13 protein-coding genes are annotated in these 16,373 nt (G+C 72.5%); 9 read left to right on the top strand and 4 right to left on the bottom strand.

All coding sequences use genetic code 11. The features are described from left to right. Positions 1-29 precede the first annotated feature (29 nt). Positions 30-1,169, bottom strand: coding sequence for a substrate-binding domain-containing protein (locus ACPXBU_RS01260; protein WP_425755746.1), 1,140 nt, complete (start codon positions 1,167-1,169; stop codon positions 30-32). Continuing rightward, positions 1,166-3,115, bottom strand: a complete 1,950-nt coding sequence (locus ACPXBU_RS01255; RefSeq protein ID WP_425755745.1) for a heparinase II/III domain-containing protein — start codon at positions 3,113-3,115, stop codon at positions 1,166-1,168. The genes ACPXBU_RS01260 and ACPXBU_RS01255 overlap by 4 nt, the downstream gene beginning before the upstream one ends. 266 nt (positions 3,116-3,381) lie before the next feature. Between ACPXBU_RS01255 and ACPXBU_RS01250 the strand changes: the two genes are divergently transcribed. The 7 genes from ACPXBU_RS01250 (at position 3,382) to iolB (ending at position 11,428) form a co-directional block, all read left to right on the top strand. Then, positions 3,382-5,385, top strand: a complete 2,004-nt coding sequence (locus ACPXBU_RS01250; protein WP_425755744.1) for a DUF2264 domain-containing protein — start codon at positions 3,382-3,384, stop codon at positions 5,383-5,385. A gap of 42 nt (positions 5,386-5,427) precedes the next feature. Further along, entirely contained in the window at positions 5,428-6,732 is a 1,305-nt protein-coding gene (locus ACPXBU_RS01245) for an ABC transporter substrate-binding protein (protein WP_393368328.1), read from the top strand. A 116-nt stretch (positions 6,733-6,848) separates the two neighbouring features. Continuing rightward, complete coding sequence (locus ACPXBU_RS01240; RefSeq protein ID WP_425755743.1) at positions 6,849-7,712, top strand: carbohydrate ABC transporter permease; 864 nt, start codon at positions 6,849-6,851, stop codon at positions 7,710-7,712. Further along, positions 7,712-8,605 (top strand): carbohydrate ABC transporter permease, encoded by an 894-nt coding sequence (locus ACPXBU_RS01235; protein ID WP_425755741.1) that lies wholly within the window; start codon positions 7,712-7,714, stop codon positions 8,603-8,605. Before ACPXBU_RS01240 ends, ACPXBU_RS01235 begins: the two co-directional genes overlap by 1 nt. A 5-nt stretch (positions 8,606-8,610) precedes the next feature. Then, positions 8,611-9,288, top strand: coding sequence for a hypothetical protein (locus tag ACPXBU_RS01230; protein WP_425755739.1), 678 nt, complete (start codon positions 8,611-8,613; stop codon positions 9,286-9,288). A gap of 84 nt (positions 9,289-9,372) precedes the next feature. Next, on the top strand, positions 9,373-10,557 hold the full coding sequence (locus tag ACPXBU_RS01225; RefSeq protein WP_425755737.1) for a glycoside hydrolase family 88 protein: 1,185 nt from the start codon (positions 9,373-9,375) through the stop codon (positions 10,555-10,557). 46 nt (positions 10,558-10,603) lie between these two features. Continuing rightward, positions 10,604-11,428, top strand: a complete 825-nt coding sequence (gene iolB / locus ACPXBU_RS01220; protein WP_393369096.1) for a 5-deoxy-glucuronate isomerase — start codon at positions 10,604-10,606, stop codon at positions 11,426-11,428. Between the two features lie 13 nt (positions 11,429-11,441). Here iolB and ACPXBU_RS01215 read toward each other — a convergent pair whose 3' ends face one another. Both ACPXBU_RS01215 and ACPXBU_RS01210 read right to left on the bottom strand, forming a co-directional pair. After that, positions 11,442-11,657, bottom strand: coding sequence for a hypothetical protein (locus ACPXBU_RS01215; RefSeq protein WP_425755735.1), 216 nt, complete (start codon positions 11,655-11,657; stop codon positions 11,442-11,444). Between the two features lie 55 nt (positions 11,658-11,712). Continuing rightward, complete coding sequence (locus ACPXBU_RS01210; protein ID WP_425755733.1) at positions 11,713-12,357, bottom strand: hypothetical protein; 645 nt, start codon at positions 12,355-12,357, stop codon at positions 11,713-11,715. A gap of 136 nt (positions 12,358-12,493) precedes the next feature. Here ACPXBU_RS01210 and ACPXBU_RS01205 point away from each other — a divergent pair, with 136 nt between their 5' ends. Both ACPXBU_RS01205 and ACPXBU_RS01200 read left to right on the top strand, forming a co-directional pair. Next, a complete protein-coding gene (locus ACPXBU_RS01205) occupies positions 12,494-13,828 on the top strand; it encodes an SWIM zinc finger family protein (RefSeq protein ID WP_425755731.1) in 1,335 nt (444 codons plus the stop codon). Then, positions 13,825-16,362 carry a hypothetical protein gene (locus ACPXBU_RS01200; RefSeq protein ID WP_425755729.1) on the top strand — a complete coding sequence of 846 codons (2,538 nt, stop codon included), beginning with the start codon at positions 13,825-13,827 and terminating at the stop codon, positions 16,360-16,362. The genes ACPXBU_RS01205 and ACPXBU_RS01200 overlap by 4 nt, the downstream gene beginning before the upstream one ends. Positions 16,363-16,373 lie beyond the last annotated feature (11 nt).

Below are 16,373 nucleotides of genomic sequence, written 5' to 3'. Positions count from 1 at the left end.
GCGCCGGTGGCCGAGGACGGAAAGGGAACCTACGCGCGTGGCGGCGCGGTCGAACCCCGGATCCGCAGTGACGGGCTGATGACGATCCGGTGGGTGGGGCGGCCGGGGTCGACGAGCCGGTCGGCGACGAGGCGTACGGCGGCCCGTCCGATCGAGCGTCGGGGCGGTCGGACCGCGGTCAGCGGCGGGCTGAAGAGCCCGGCGACCTCGTCGTCGTACGCCACGATGGACAGGTCACCGGGGACGGAGAGGTGCCGCTCCTCGCAGTGCTGCACCAGCGCGATGGCCTCGGCGTCGGCGTGCACGAGCAACGCCGTCGTCCCGGTCGCCCGGCACCTGTCGAGCACGTCGTTGAGGACGGCGTCCCGCTCCGGTGACCGCGCGTCGGGTGCCACGGCCACCACCGTGGCGTCCGAGTCGAGGCCGCACTCGGTCGTGGCGTCGAGCCAGCCGCGCCGCACGTGCTGGCTGGTGGGGCTGTTGGCGTCGAGCACGAGGCCGACCTTGCGGTGTCCGAGCGAGGTGAGGTGGCGTACGGCCATGGCCGCGCCGAGCGCGTGGTCGGTGACCACCGACTCCATGACCGCGTGGTGACTGCCCACCGTGGCGGTACGTTCCAGCAGGACGACCGGGACGCCGACCTGGTCGAGCCAGTCGATGGTGCGCTCGGCGCTCGGCGCGTCCATGCTCGGCGCGATGATGAGCCCGTCGACGTCCATCCGCTCCACCAGGCGGGCCAGTTGCGGCTGGTCGTCCTCGGTGTCGTAGGAGGATCCGCGCAGAACCACGCGCATGTCGAGCTCCCGGGCGGCTCCCTCGACCCCGCGCGCCACGTCCGGCCAGTAGTAGTCCAACGAGGGCACGAGCATGCCGAGGGCGCGCCCGACAAGCGGGTCCAGGCCGGCGGCCGGTGCCTCGTCTGCTGCCGGGACGTCGTCGGGCAGGATCAGGGCGACCCCGCCGTGGACGCGGCGCACCAACCCCTCGGCGGCCAACTCGGCGATGTCGCGCCGGATGGTGACCGGCGCGGCGCCCAGCGCGTGGGACAGGTCGGAGACGCGCATCGAGCCGTCGCGGTGCAGGGCTGCCAACAGTTGCTGGCGGCGGACGACCTGAAGCGGCCCGCGGGAGGACTCCGCCGTGGTGACGACGGGATTGTCCTTGGTCATGGGGGACCTCCGAGGAACGCTTCGTGCGGTGGGAGCTCTTGCATGATGACGACGAGTTCGCCGGCCGGGCCGAACGCGGTGACGTCGATCGCGAGCCGGGTCAGCTGTTCTCCCCACACGTCGACGAGCAGGGGGTCCGTGATCTGCCGGATCGTCGCGGCGCAGGGCGCCGATGCCGGCTGCCAGCGCAGCCCGAGTCGGCCGGCGCCGTCGGGCGCGGTGACCTCGGCGCGGCCGTCGCCGAGCCGGACCTGGCCGGCGACGAGCAGGTGGACGTGGGTCGGCGGGGCAGCCTGGCCGGGTTCTGGGGGGTCGAACTCCCAGGCGTCGGCGATGACGACCCGTCCACGCTGGCGCTCCAGTCGGGAGCTGCGCCACCAGTGCCGGACATCCGCGCGCGGGTACGCCCCGGCGAGGTCCAGACGCAACTCGGCGTCGGCGCCGCCGGTCGTGGCGGTGGCGTGCCGGGCGGCGTGGGTGCGGCCGGGCGCCTGCTCGGTGCCGCGGACGCGCGGAACGTTGTGCCAGTCACCGCGCATGGTCCAGATGTCGTACCGACCGGGGCCGAAGGTCTGCGCCGTGTAGGTGGGACGCCCGGCGTCGACGATCACCGGCACCCCGTTGAGGGCCACCACGAAGCTGCCGACGTCGTTGTGGTTGTGGTGTTCGCCGTTGTGTCCGCCCTTGACCGCCAGGGTCAGCCCGTCGGGACTGCCGGCCGCCGCGCGGGCGAGCAGCACCTGCACGGAGGGCAGCCACACGTCGCGTGGCAGCGGTGGTGACGCCGGGGTGGCGGAGATCCACGCCGGGTCGGTCAACGCCCGCAGCAGCCGGCCCAGGCCGTGTGCCTCGTCCGCGACGGGCGCGTCGGGACGGCGGTGCGCCGCGGCGTGCGCCAACGCGTCGGAGTCCTCGACCCGGCGGGCGGCCCGGTGCAGGGCGTGCCAGGGCTGGCCCCCGGAGGGCCGGGCCGAACCGTCGGCGTGGTTGAGGTACCAGTCGCCGCCCAGGTGCATCCGGTGTGGGAAGGCGACGGTGTGCCGCAGGGCGTCGGCCGGCGCACCGTCGAGCGCGCCACCGGTGGCGTGGGCGAGCAGGTCGAGTGCCTCGTGGGCCCGGCACGCGCCGTTCCACCAGTAGCCGTAGCCCTCGTCGATGGCGCCGTCGGCGGGCAGTGACGCCACGTACCTGTCGAGCCCCTCGATGACCAGGTCGACCAGCCCGGCGCGCCGGGCTGGGTCCTCCACCAGGCGCAACACGGCGACGAGCACGTTGCCGTGGATCCACGGGTTCCAGTTGTGCACGTCGCCGTCGAGGCCGAGCCAGTGCCAGTCGCGGCGCTGGGCGAACGGTGTGAGCACGCGCCGCTCGACCTCGTGCCGGATCCGGGCCCGTAGGCCGGGGGCGTGCGCGTCGAGCGGCTCGCCGAGCAGGTGGTCGACCCAGGCCAGTTGAGCGGCGACCTCCCCCGCGCCGAGGTCGAGGTAGGGATCGGTCACGGTCGGCAGCACCGCGCCGTGCACGGTGTGGGTGTCGTCGTGCGCCGGCCAGCACCAGCTGCTCTGCTCGCACAGCAGGGTCACGCCGTCGACCCCCTCGTCCAGCCAGGTCGGATCGAGGGTGACCGCGGCGAGCACGGTGGCCCGGGTCAGGCGTCGCTGCCGGGCGAAGACCAACTGCTCGTACGCGTCGCGTTCGCCGTCGCGGAAGTACCGGGCGTACTGGTGGGCCAGTGGGAGTGGCCAGGGGGCGGCGAGGTCGTCCTCGGCCCGGCTGCGCAGCTGTCGTAGCGTGGGTGGGTGCGGGTGCGCCCACACGGCACGCTCGCGCGCCGGCGGCACCGGCAACGATCGGTCCGGTGGCGCGAGTGCCCGTGCCAGCAGGTCGGTGCGGTTGCCCGGCCAGGCCGCGGCCAGAGGGCCCGCGAAGCGCTCTGCGACGGTCATGGCCCCTCGGACTGGTAGAGCGAGTCTGAACGATTTTGATCGTATCAGAGCACTTATGGCAGTCGGGGTCCTGCGGGGACGGCCCATCGAGGCCGCAACGTGCGTTCTTTTGATCAGGTGTGTTCACATCGGTCGAGGAGAAGCATTGACTTGCTCTGTTGTGAGCGTTTTACTTCGGAAACCCTGCGGATGCCTGCGCGTCACATTCAGGGGCACGCCCCGCTCGCCACCTTCCACGGAGACGTTTCGATGCGACAGGACCTCGGATGACGTTCGGGACGGCCGGCTGGCCGGCACCGGGGACAGACCCGGCTGCCACCACCGCCGCGACCTGGAGCCGGGACGACTGGTTGGCCCTCGCCGACCGGATGCTCGCCGCCACCCGGCCGTACGCGTCACCCGGGCACGCCCTGGTCACCTTTCCCGGGCCGGAGGGCGGTTACGGGCGGGCCATCGACGGCCTGGAGGGCTTCGCCCGCACCTTCCTGCTGGCGGGTTTCCGCATCGCCGGTGCCCGGGGAGTGGGCGTGGACGACCTCGTGGACCGGTACGCGGCCGGCCTCGCCGCCGGCACCGACCCGAGCTCTCCGGACCGCTGGGTGCGCCTGGACGAGCACCCCCAGGCCAAGGTGGAGGCCGCCTCCATCGCGCTGGTCCTGGACCTGACCCGCCCGTGGATCTGGGACCGGCTGCCGTCGGCGGTGCGAGAGCGGGTGGTGGACTATCTGCGTCCGGCGGTCGGCGACGACACGTACCCCCGGATCAACTGGGTCTGGTTCCGGCTGGTCGTCCAGACGTTCCTGCGTTCGGTGGGCGGGCCGCACTCGCTCGACGAGATGAACGAGGACCTGACCACGCACGACGGCTTCGTCCGCGGGGACGGCTGGATGTCCGACGGGCCGGAGCGCGCCTACGACCACTATGTGGGCTGGGCCCTGCACCTCTACCCGACGCTGTGGGCCCGCATGGCCGGCGCCGCCGACCTGGCCGAGCCGCGCCGCGAACGGGACCTGGCCGGCCTCGACCGCTTCCTGGGCGACGCGGTCGCGCTCGTGGGCGCCGACGGGTCGCCGTTGATCCAGGGGCGAAGCCTGACCTACCGCTTCGCCGCGGCGGCGCCGTTCTGGGTCGGCGCCATCGCCGGCGTGCCCTCGGTCAGCCTCGGCCGGCTGCGCGGCGCGGCCACCCGCATCGTGCGCCACTTCGTCGCCAACGGCGCCCCGGACGAGCGCGGCCTGCTCACCCTCGGCTGGCACGGGCCGTGGCCGCGACTCGCGCAGTCGTACTCCGGGCCGGGCTCGCCGTACTGGGCCTGCAAAGGCCTGCTCGGCATCGCGCTACCCGCCGACCATCCGGTCTGGACGGCCCCGGACGAGCCGCTGCCGGTGCGGGAGCGGGACACGGTACGGGCGATACACGCGCCCGGCTGGCTGGTCTCCGGCACCCGTGCCGACGGGATCGTCCGCGTCGTCAACCACGGCACCGACCACGCCGTCGAGGGTGCCACCGTCTCGGATTCCCCGCTCTACGCCCGACTGGGTTACTCCACCGCCACCACCCCCGTCCTCGACGACAGCGGCTGGGCCACCCCGCTCGACCAGTCCGTCACTCTCGTCGACGACGCGGGTCGGGTCACCCACCGCGCCGGCATGCGCCTGCTGACCGTGCGCGTCGACGCCGACGGCGTGGGTGTGGCCGGGTCACGTGCCCTCGCCCACTGGGTCGATCCGGATCCGGGTCAACGCGATCACGGCGGCGGCCTCCGGGGCCGGTCCCGAGCGGCCGGGCACCTCACGGTGTACTCGCTGGTCCGCGGCCCCTGGGAGCTGCGTCTGACCCGCGTCGACGACCTCGCCGACGGCGTCGAGGCCGCTGCGCTGCGGCTGCGCGTCGGCGGCTGGGCCATCGCCGGGGATGCGACGACCGACCTCCGCGGCGGGGTGGCGGCCGTGACCGCCGCCGGCCTGACCAGCAGGCTGGAGAGCGTGCACGGCGGCGGAACGGCCGGCGTCACCGCCGTCCCGCAGGGCGGGCCCCTGGCCGGCGGGCTGGTCGTGCCCTGGCTGGACCACCCCGTCCGGCCGGGTGCATGGGTCGCCGCCCTCACCGAGTTGTCCAGGACGCCGGTGACCACGGGCGGGCAGGCATGCCAGGCCGTGGTCGACGAGGACGGCCACGGCCTCCACCTGGCGGTCGACTGGCCCGACGGGATCAGCACGTCGTCCCGTCTGGACACGGAGCATGCCCGGCCCACCCCAGCGGCCTGGTAGCAGTGCGGGCCCGTCCGGGCCCTTGACCTGAAGGAGAGAGGGATGAAGCGTGCGATACCGGCCGTCATCAGCGCCGCGACGGCCCTGACACTTGTTCTCGCCGGTTGCGGCGGCGGCGACGAGCCAGTCGACCCCAACGCCCCGGTGACGATCACCCTGGCCGGCTGGAGCCTGTCGTCCACGCCGGAGTTCAAGACGCTCGCCGACGGCTTCAAGGCGACCCACCCGAACGTGACGGTGGAGCTCAAGGAGTACGCCCCGGGCAACGACTACGACACCCAGATGATCACGGACCTGGCGGCCGGCACCGCCCCGGACGTCTACGTCATGAAGAACCTCAAGAACTTCTACACGTACCAGAGCGGTAGCCAGCTGCTCGACGTCTCCGACGCCGCCTCCGGTCTCGGCTCGACCCCGGGGCTCGCGTCGTACCAGGTGGACGGCAAGGCGTACGCGGTGCCGTACCGGCAGGACTCGTGGGTGTTGTTCTACAACAAGGACCTGTTCGCCAAGGCGAAGGTGACGCCGCCGGACGGCAGTTGGACCTGGGACGACTACACCGACGCGGCGAAGCGACTGCACACCGGGCTGAAGGGGGCCGGCTCCAACGCGACAGGCGCCTACCAGCACACCTTCCAGTCGACGGTGCAGGGATTCGCGCTCGCCCAGACCCCCAACGCGGACCTGCTCTCCGGGGACTTCGGCTTCCTCAAGCCGTACTACGAGAAGTCACTGGACCTGCAGGCGTCCGGCGCGCAGCCGACGTTCGGCACGGCGAAGACCAACAAGCTCACCTACCAGGCGCAGTTCGGCAAGCAGCAGTCGGCGATGCTGCTGATGGGCACCTGGTACGTGGCCACGCTGCTCAACCAGCGAAAGACCGGTGACGCCGACAAGTTCCAGTGGGGCATCGCGCCGGCGCCCCAGTTCGACAAGTCCACCACCGGCACCTCCGCCACGCCTGTCACCTTCGGTGACCCGACCGGCCTGGGGATCAACCCGAAGATCAGCAAGTCCAAGACCGCCGCGGCCAAGGACTTCCTCAAGTACGCGGCCGGCCCGGAGGCTGGCAAGGCGCTGGCCGGGATCGGCATCACCCCGGCCCAGGTCACCGACGCGGTCACCACGTCGCTGTTCGGGCTGGACGGCGTACCGCAGGACGAGCTGTCGAAGTTCGCCTACTCGAAGCACACCATCAAGCCGGAGAACCCGGTGTCGAAGCACACCGCCGGTCTGCAGAACCTTCTCAACGAGACGCACTCGGCGATCCTCTCCGACAGCAAGGGCGTCGACGAGGAGCTGAGCAAGGCGCAGACCCGCGCCAAGAACGAAGTCCTCAACCAGTGAGCTGATGGCGGGACCGGCGCGCCTGAGCCGCACGCCGGTCCCGCCGTCATGCTGAACGCTTCCGGAGACTCCCTATGGCAACATTGCCGCGCACGAGACCCAGGAACCGGCGGCTGGTGTCGCGCAACACGGTCGCCGGCTGGTCGTTCATCCTTCCCAACTTCCTCGGCTTCGCCCTGCTCACCCTGCTACCCGTCGTCGTGCTGTTCTACGTGGCGTTCACCAACTGGAACGTCTTCGGGGTGGCCGAGTGGACCGGCACCGCCAACTTCCGGCGGATGTGGGACGACGCGAGCTTCTGGACCGCACTGCGCAACACCGTCTACTACGCCGTCTTCCACATCCCGCTGACCCTCGCGGCAGCACTCGGGCTGGCGCTGCTGCTCAACCGCAAACTGCGCGGCGTACGGTTCTTCCGCACCATCGCCTTCTTCCCCTACATCACCTCGATCGTGGCGATCGCGGTCGTCTGGAACCAGCTGTTCAGCCCGGAGTACGGCCCGATCAACGCTCTCCTCGGCGCCCTCGGTGTGGACAATCCGCCGGGCTGGACCGCGTCGGCGACCTGGTCGATGCCGGCGGTCATCATCGTCGGCACCTGGCGGTACATGGGCTACTACATGCTGCTGTTCCTGGCCGGCCTACAGACCATCCCGGCCCAGCTCTACGAGGCGGCCGAGACCGACGGCGCCTCACCGTGGCAGCGGTTCGTGCACGTGACCCTCCCCGGGTTACGTACCACGACGTTCTTCGTCACGGTGCTGCTCACCATCGAAAGCTTCAAGGTCTTCGACCTCATCCTCGTGATGACCGGCGGCGGACCGGGCCAGTCGACACTCGTGCTCTCGCAGTACATCTACCAGAAGGGCTTCGAGGAGAACCAGTTCGGCTACGCATCGGCGGTCTCCATCGTCCTGTTCGCCATCTGCTTCGGCATCACGGTCATCCAGTTCATGGTCAACAAGCGGAGGAACAGCTGATGACCGCGACCGACCTCTCCCTGCCCACCCCGGCCCTCGCCGCGCCCGGCAACCGCGCGCCCCGCCGACGGGTCCGGTCCCTGGGCGGGCGGATCCTCGGGTACGCCGCCCTGGTGCTCGCGGCGGCCGGGCTGCTGCTGCCGTTCTTCTGGATGGTGGTGGCGTCGTTGAAGACGAACAACGACGTCTTCACCATCCCGATCACCTGGCTCCCCGATCCGGTGGTGTGGCGCAACTACGTCGACATCTGGCAGCGCTCGGACATGACGACGTGGCTGTGGAACACCCTGCTGCTGTCGGTGATCGTCACCTTCCTGCAGGTGCTCACCGGCAGCTTCGCGGCCTACGGCTTCGCCCGCGTCCGCTTCCCCGGCCGCAACCTGCTCTTCCTGGCGTACGTCGGGACGATCGCGGTGCCCTGGCAGTCGTACATGATCCCGCAGTTCATCCTCATGTCGAAGCTGCACCTGGCGAACACGCTGTGGTCGATCGTCGCGATCCAGGCGTTCGGCGCGATCGGCGTGTTCCTGATGAAGCAGTTCTACGAGACGATCCCCGAGGAACTCAGCGAAGCGGCGCGTGTCGACGGGCTCAGCGAGTACGGCATCTACCGGCGGATCATTCTGCCGCTGTCCCGGCCGGCGCTCGCCAGCCTGGCCCTGCTGATGTTCACGACCACCTGGAACGACTACCTCGGCCCGCTCGTCTACCTGCGCAGTCCGGAACTGCGCACCATCCAGTTGGGGCTGAACACCTTCATCTCCCAGTACAACGCCGAGTACGCGCTGATCATGACGGGTTCGGTGCTGTCCGTGCTGCCCGTCGCCGTCATCTTCCTGCTCGGCCAGCGCTACTTCATCGAGGGCGTCGCCTCGACCGGACTGAAGGGTTGAGGCCCGTGCGTTCGCGCCACCACACCATCACCGCCGTCTTCGACGGGGTCTACGTCGCGCTCACCACCAACCTGCTGCTGGTGCTCGGTTGCCTGCCACTGGTGACGCTCGCGTTCACCACCGACGCGGCGCGGTCCTGGCCGCTGTACGCGCTGACCGCCCCGCTCTGCGCGCCCGGGCTCTGCGCGGCCTTCGCGGTCATGTCCGCCTACTCGGCCGGCGACACCGGCGGCGTGCTGCGCACCTACGGCCGCGCCTGGCGAGCCACCGCCCGGCCGGCGATGCTCTGGACGGCGGCGGCAATGACCGCCCTGGTGGTGCTCGCCGTCGACGCCCGTGCCGCGTGGGGCCACCGGGTCGGAGCACTTGCCCTGCCGGTGCTGGCGACCCTGATCGTCCTCACCGTCGCGACCGCGCTGCTCGGGTTGGTGACCCTCGCCGACCGGCCCACCGCGCGGTTGCGCGAGGTGGCCCGCACCTGCGTGTACCTGGCGGTGCGTCGGTGGTACCTCACCGCCGTGTCCCTGCTCGTGCTCGTGCTGCTCGCCCAACTCCTGGCGGCCCGCCCCGCGATCGCGCTCGGCCTCGCCGCCGCGCCGCTGCTCTACGTCGTCTGGGCCAACAGCCGCTTCACCCTGCGCGCCGCCCTCGACCCACCGACGGCCGCACCCCAGCGCGCCTGACCCACACGTCCCGGCCACCGAGCCGGGACGCCGATGACACACCCGCCCGGCACCGGACCGGACCCACGAGGGAGAACAGCATCCATGACGGCGACCGACGTCCGTCCCAGCTCCGACGCAGAGGCCACGGCGGCCGCGGTGGCCGCCGCGATACGTACCGTCGAGGCGAACATCGCCACCTTCGGCGACCGGTACCCCGCGGACACCACCGACGCCAACCGCTACCCGCTGCGGCCACCGAGCGCCGGCCAACCCGAGGGCGCCAACGTCGGCTGGACCACCAGCTTCTGGCCCGGCCAGCTCTGGCTGGCCCACGACCTGACCGGTGACGACCGCCACCTGCGGGCCGCACTGTCGCACGTGGACAGCTTCGCGGATCGGGTGGACCGCGGCGTCGACCTGGACACCCACGACCTCGGGTTCCTCTACACCCTCTCCTGCGTCACCCCGGCCCGCCGGACGAACGATCCGCGGGCCCGAGGCGCGGCGCTCGCCGCCGCCGACCACCTGATGACGCGCGTCCTCGAACCAGCCGGAATCATCCAGGCCTGGGGCGACCTGAACGACCCCCGCCAACGGGGCCGCACCATCATCGACAGTCTCATGAACACGCCGCTGCTCTTCTGGGCCAGCCAGACCACCGGCGACGACCGCTACGCCGCCGCGGCCGGTCGGCACACCGCGCAACTGCGCCAGCACATCCTGCGTCCGGACGGCACCACCTTCCACACCTTCTACTGGGACACGGCCAGTGGCGCGCCGCTGCGCGGGGAGACCGAACAGGGCCACGCCGACAACTCCTGCTGGGCGCGCGGGCAGGCGTGGGGCATCTACGGGTTCAGCCTCAACCACCGGCACCTCGGCGACCCCGCGCTGCTCGCCGCCGCGATGACCTGCGCCGACCGTTTCCTCGCCCACCTGCCCGCGGACCACGTCGCGTACTGGGACCTGGAGTTCGGCGACGGCAGCGGCCAGGAGCGGGACAGCTCCGCTGCGGCCATCGCCGTCTGCGGCCTGCTCGAACTCGCCGACAACCTCACCGACCCGGCCAGCGCCGGCCGGTACCGCACGGCCGCCGCCGAGATCCTGCGCTCGCTCATCGACCACTACTCCACCGGCGGTCAGCCGGGCTCGAACGCGCTGATCCTGCACGGCGTCTACGACAAACCCAAGGACGTCGGCGTCGACGAGGGAACCCTGTGGGGCGACTACTTCTACCTGGAAGCCCTCACCCGCGCCACGATCCCCGGCTGGACCAGCCCCTGGTGAGCACCCCGACCGACCCGCACCGCCCCGCATCCTGTGAAAGGTGACCATGGACTACCGCTACCACTGCACCATTCCCGCCGCCGAGGGCCGGAACACGCTGCCCGTCAATCCCTGTCGGCTGCTGGACTTCACCCTGCTGCGGCTGTCGGCCGGTGAGTCCTGGACCGGCGAGTCCGGTGACCGGGAGATCCTGGCCGTCATCCTCGGCGGCACCGCCAACTTCACCGTCGCCGACCACCATTTCCCGCAGGTCGGCAGCCGCCCGGACGTGTTCTCCGGCAAGCCGCACTCGGTCTACCTCCCGGCCGGCTCCTCGATCACCGTCGAGGCCGTCACCGACGTGGAGATCGCCCTCCCCAGCGCCCCCAGCGACCTGGCCACCGACCCCTACGTCATCGCGCCCGAGCAGGTCGCGACCGGCCGTTGGGGAGCGGCCAACTTCGGCCGCGACTACCACCAGATCCTCACCGAGGTCGCCCAACCGGACCTGCCCGCGCGTCGGCTCATCGTCGGGGAGACCTACACGCCCTCGGGCAACTGGAGCACCTACCCGCCGCACCGGCACAAGGTCGACGACCTGCCCGCCGAGGCCGCACACGAGGAGATGTACTACTACCGCGTCAACCCGGCGGACGGGTTCGGCATCAGCCGGGTCTACACCGACGAGGGGTACGAGGAGAACGTCACCATCCGCGAGCATGTGATGCAGATGATGCCCGAGGGCTACCACACCGTGGTCAGCGCACCCGGTTACACCACCTACTTCCTGTGGTTCCTGGCCGGCACACAGCGCACCCAGGGCGCCCGCGAGGACGCCGCCCTCGCCTGGGTGGGCAAGACCGTGCCGACCCTGCGGAGTCTGGGCCTGTAGCGACGGCCCCGGGTCACGCCTCGGGGTCGCGAACGTCGGTTGCCTCCCGCCCGATCGGCGGGGCGGGAGGCTCCAACGGCGCTCCCCTGCCGCGCAGCATGTCGAGCAGTGCGACCAGGGCCAACACTCCGGCCACCACGAACGCCAGGTCGAAGAACAGCTCGAGGAACGTCGCGCGGCCCGCGCTGCTGGAAGGACGCAGCAGCTCGGCACCCCGCCCCGCCGCCATCGTCCGCCTCCATCCGCCCCGACGGACCAACGAGCCGGCCGCCGCAGGAGTTGCGTCAGCTCGCTCCCTCGGAGGTGGTCCCGCTCCACGAACGCGTCTGATCGGGTTCGAGGTGCGGCTGCTCGAGGCTCCCGGTGAGCCACCCGTCGAGCCAATCCACGAGAGAGATCCCCTCCGCGTAGAACGAGTGCTCGCCAAGGCCCGAGTTCGGGTCGAAGCCCCACATCATCGCGCCCCGACCCCGGCAGTCGACATACGAGTAGATCGCGCATCCCCAATAGGCGATCGGCAGCAGGCCGGCGGGTTCTCGAGGGCTGAGCCGGTCGATCGCCGTACGCCCGAGGTCGTCCGTGCCACCGCCCGCGACGCCCAACACGGGACCGAAGCCGCCGTTGGCGACCTCCAGGTAGATGCGTCGAAGCAGCGGCGGCAGCGGGTGCCCGAGCACCCGTTCCGCATCGTCCACCGCCTGCGCGGAGGCAGGCGCGAGCGGCGGCAACGGGTCGACGGCGTCGGCTGCCAGCGCGGCACGATGCTCCTGCGACCCCCGCACCACAAGCCACCTGGTGTCCCCGGGCAGGGGACTCGCAATCCACGTGCCGTCCGCGTCAAGGTGGCCGGGGTGGATCGACACGTCATCGCTGTAGTCGCGAGCTGCCACGCGAGCGGCGATGCCCCGCAGTACGTCGTCTTCGCGCACCCGCTCAGTATCCCCGCCGGTCGACCCGGCCGATGCCCGCGGGAGGCCAGAGGCCGTCCGAGGAGGACCACCGGAGGGCATCACCCGATGGGTACGGCCGGCAGGGTGTCGGGGGTCGGTCGTAGGTTCTGCAACCGTGAGCGCCCTTCAGACCTACCGCTATCGCCAGCCGTCCACGCTGCACCGGGGTGACCTGGCGTTGCAGACCAGCGGCGGGCCCGCGACCAACCCGCGGTTCTTCTCCGGTTTCCTGACAACTCCGCAGGCGGCAGCGGCCGGGCTGCTGGCGGTCGCCGAAGTCGCCCGGACCCGTTACCACCAGCCGGTCAGCCCGGCGAGCCTCGATCCGGTGGTCACCGGCAGCCGGGACCGGATGCGCTTCGAGTCGTTCTCCGGCTGCTGCGGGGTGTACGCGCGGCTGGACGTCGTGCCGGCCGGGTTCGACGGCGACATCGTCGAGCACGGCACAACGAACGTCGACGTGAACGCGCCGCTGCGGGAGGCCCTGGCCCGGGTGGGTGGCATCGACCCGTTGCACCTGTCGGTGGGGCCGGATGACCTGACGGTGTCCACCCTGGACGGCGCGGTGGTGGAGAAGAAGGTGCCGCTGCCCGGGCGGTGGCTGCGGGGGTTCGCCGAGGTCCATCTGATCGCCACGACCATGCAACGGCGGGCGGAGGTCCCGGCGGCGGAGGCGGTCGCCTTCCTGCGCCGACTGCCGGCGGGTAACGACCGGTCGGTGCTCTGGGTCGTGCCGGCCGGGCGTTCGCTGCGGCTGACCTCGCGCCCGGTGCCCGGCGCGGTGTGCCTGGCCGGCGCCGGACGGCTCACCACGCTGCGGGGGCTGCTCCGGTACGCGAAGACCCTGCGGGTGTACGGGCCACCGGCGGCGGCCGGGTCGCCGCCGCTGCCGAGCGTGTGGGAGCTCGACACGGGCGCGCTGCGGCTGTCGCTGACCCTGTCGCCGGAGTCCTACCGGGGCTTCTCCGGCGAGGGCGGCGCGCTGACCGCGCTCGCCTCGGACGACGTCGCCGACGACGCCGCGCTCGTCGCCACGCTGCTGTCCTGGGAGCCGACGATCGACGTCCACGCGATGGCCGCCGCGGCGGGGATCTCGGCGGACCGGGTCCGGGCGGCGCTGACCCAGCTGGGCACCGCCGGCAGGGTCGGCTTCGACGTGGCCGAAGAGGGCTACTTCCACCGGGTGCTGCCCTACGACGCCGGCCGTGCCGAGCGGGACAATCCTCGGCTGGTCGGGGCGCGGGCGCTTGTCGAGGCGGGCGCGGTCACCCCCGACGGCGAGGCGGCGACCGTACGCCACGGCGACGAGGTCTACCGGGTCCGCCGCCGGCCGGACGGCTCGTACACCTGCTCCTGCCCCTGGTGGGCGCGACACCGCGGCCAGCGCGGGCCCTGCAAACACGCGCTCGCCACGACGATGGTGGGCGCTTCGGTGGAGGTCGGGGCGTGAGCGATCCGTACGAGTTCCTGACCCGGGGTGACGTCGGCGCGGCCGTCGACGCGGTCACCGGCCTCGACGAGCAGGGACGGCGGTCGTTCGCCGACGGGTTGGTGGCCCACGTGCGCCGGCGGCGCGACAACTGGTGGTGGAACACCGCGGCGACGGCCCTGGCGGTGACCGCGGTGGGGTGCCTGCCCACCGCCGCCGCGACGGCCGAGCTGCTCGGCCGGCGCAACGTGTCGCTGCGGGGCGCCGACGCCGAGCTGGTGGTCCAGGTCGCGCGGGCGCGCGGGGTGCCCTGGCTGGCCGAGTTGGCAACCCGGCTGGCGGATCGGCTCCGCCGGGGCGACCCGATGGACGGCTGGGCATTCGTCGCCGAGCTGGTCGCCGCCGAGAAGGCGGCGGCGCCCACCGGTGACCAGTTCGTCGAGGGGTGGCTCGCCCTGATGGCGTGGCCGCCGGAGGCGCAGCGACCGGTCCCGCTCGTGGACCGGCTCCGGGCGGACGTGTTCCTCGACGCCCTGGTGCCGCGCCTGTTCGAGGTGGACGGCGTCGGGACGCGGATGACCTTCGACGAGTTCATGACCGACGAGGATCACGCCCTGCCGCGAGCGCTGACGCGCCTGGCCGGCGAGGGCCGCCTGGACCGGACGATGCTGCTCGACGGCTGTGTGAGCCGGCTGTTGCGCGGCGACCGACCGGCCGCATTGCGCGCGTTCGTCACCCTGCACGGCCTGCTGGAGCCCACCGCCGGCGAGGTCGACAGGCGTCGCGGAGACTACCTGCGTCTGCTCGCCGACGCCCCCGGCAACGTGGCGTCGATGGCGCAGAAGACGCTGCGGGTTCTCGACGGCGTGGAGGTCGAGGGGCTGCTCGACGCGTCGCGGGCCGTCCTCGTCCGGCCCGACAAGGCGCTGGTCCGCGCCCAGCTCGGCTGGCTGGACCAGCTCGCCCGCCGGCACCCCGACCGGGCGGCGGAGATCGCCGAGGTCGTCGCGACGGCTGTCGACCATCCGGCGGCGGACATCCGCGACCGGGCCGGCACGCTGGCCGCCCGGCACGGGCACGTGGTCGCCGCACGGGTCGTCATCGGCGTGGTGGGTGACGACCTGCCGCCACCGGCCGGACCGCTGCCCGCGCCCGCGGCCATCACCGACCCGGACGAGCTGGCGGAGGAGGCCGCCTCCCTGCTCAGCGGCCCCACGACGGCGTCCGGTCTGGAACGGGTCCTCGACGCGGTGGTCCGCCTCGCCGGTGCCGACCGGGCCCGACTGAAAGACGCCCTGCTGCCGGTGCTGCGACGGCACCGCACCAGCGCGGAGGAACACCCGTGGGATCCGTGCTGCCTGTGCGGTCTCCTCGGCGGGGTGCTGCACGCGGCGGCCGACCCGGTCGAGGCGGGCGCACGGCGGGGACGGTGGGCCGCGACGCTCGCGGCATTGCGACGCCGCACGCCGGGCGGACCGTCCCGCGATCCACGGGTACCCCCGCCGCATCGGCTGCTACGCGCCCGGCTGGCCGAGATCGGTGACCGCGTCGGCGCGCCCCAGCACCCCGGTCTGCTCGCGGCCCCGACCACGGCGAACGGCGCCATCGACCCGGAGGTGCTCTACGACCGTCTGGCCCTGCTCGGCCAGCGCGACGCGTGGGAAGTGGACCTGACGCAGGCCCTGCTGCGGCTGCCCGCGCGAGTCGACGAGCCCCTCGCGGCCAGGGCGGCGGCGCTCGGCACGCCCGCCGGTGACCGGCTCGCCGGATGGCTGCGGGCCGGCGGTCTGCCGACGCCGGACCATCAGGTGGTCATCCTGCCCCGCCAGGAGCGCCGACAGAGCTACTACCGGGGGTACGACGAACCGCCTCAACAGCGGACCCACGTGGCCCTCAGCCCGCCGGAGGGCGTCGACGACCCCTTCGGCCTGCTCACCGTGCCGGCCGGATCCGTGGAGAGCTACGTCGGCGACGCCGCCCGGCTCTGGCCGGCCGTGCTACCCGGCTACCGGGGGTTGGTCGCGGCGTACGCGCTGCCCGACATCGCGAGCGGCGCCGACCAGGACGTGTCCGGCGGCGCCGCGATCCTGCCACTGCTCGCCGAGTGCGGCGGCGACGGCGGTCCCGCCGTCGATCTCGCCCTCGCCTACGGCCTGGGCGCCCGACACGAGTCCGACCGGGTCGCCACCGTGGACGCCCTGCTGATGCTGGCCGCCGCCGGCGACCTGGACGCCCCCCGGGTCGGAGCCCACCTCGGCACCCTCGCCGCCGTCGGTGACCTCACGCCGAACCGCGCCGTGCAGCCGCTGCGCGACGCGGCCGCCGCCGGTGCACCGCTCAGCATCTGGCGCCTGCTCGCCGCCGCGCTGCCCCCGCTGCTGGCTTCGCCGAAGGCACCGCGCGGCACCCCGGACCTGTTGAGCCTGGCGGCGGAGACGGCGGGCGCGACCGGTGCCCGGATCGACGTGCCCGGCCTGGCCGAAGTCGCCGCGCGCGGCGGGTCGAGCCGGCTGGTCGCCGAGGCGCGGCGCCTGGCCGGCGCTCTCGACAGGTGACGCCTGGCCGA

This window comes from Micromonospora sp. DT231 (assembly GCF_049847025.1).
In the GTDB taxonomy this organism is placed as follows: domain Bacteria; phylum Actinomycetota; class Actinomycetes; order Mycobacteriales; family Micromonosporaceae; genus Micromonospora.
This window is presented reverse-complemented; position numbering and strand designations above follow the sequence as displayed.

Bases quoted from the DNA above. Each gene is read 5' to 3' on its own strand.
- ACPXBU_RS01250 (WP_425755744.1), top strand. From the start codon at position 3,382: ATGACGTTCGGGACGGCCGGCTGGCCGGCACCGGGGACAGACCCGGCT.
- ACPXBU_RS01260 (WP_425755746.1), bottom strand. From the start codon at position 1,169: ATGACCAAGGACAATCCCGTCGTCACCACGGCGGAGTCCTCCCGCGGG.
- ACPXBU_RS01225 (WP_425755737.1), top strand. From the start codon at position 9,373: ATGACGGCGACCGACGTCCGTCCCAGCTCCGACGCAGAGGCCACGGCG.
- ACPXBU_RS01215 (WP_425755735.1), bottom strand. From the start codon at position 11,657: ATGGCGGCGGGGCGGGGTGCCGAGCTGCTGCGTCCTTCCAGCAGCGCG.
- ACPXBU_RS01245 (WP_393368328.1), top strand. From the start codon at position 5,428: ATGAAGCGTGCGATACCGGCCGTCATCAGCGCCGCGACGGCCCTGACA.
- iolB (WP_393369096.1), top strand. From the start codon at position 10,604: ATGGACTACCGCTACCACTGCACCATTCCCGCCGCCGAGGGCCGGAAC.
- ACPXBU_RS01255 (WP_425755745.1), bottom strand. From the start codon at position 3,115: ATGACCGTCGCAGAGCGCTTCGCGGGCCCTCTGGCCGCGGCCTGGCCG.
- ACPXBU_RS01235 (WP_425755741.1), top strand. From the start codon at position 7,712: ATGACCGCGACCGACCTCTCCCTGCCCACCCCGGCCCTCGCCGCGCCC.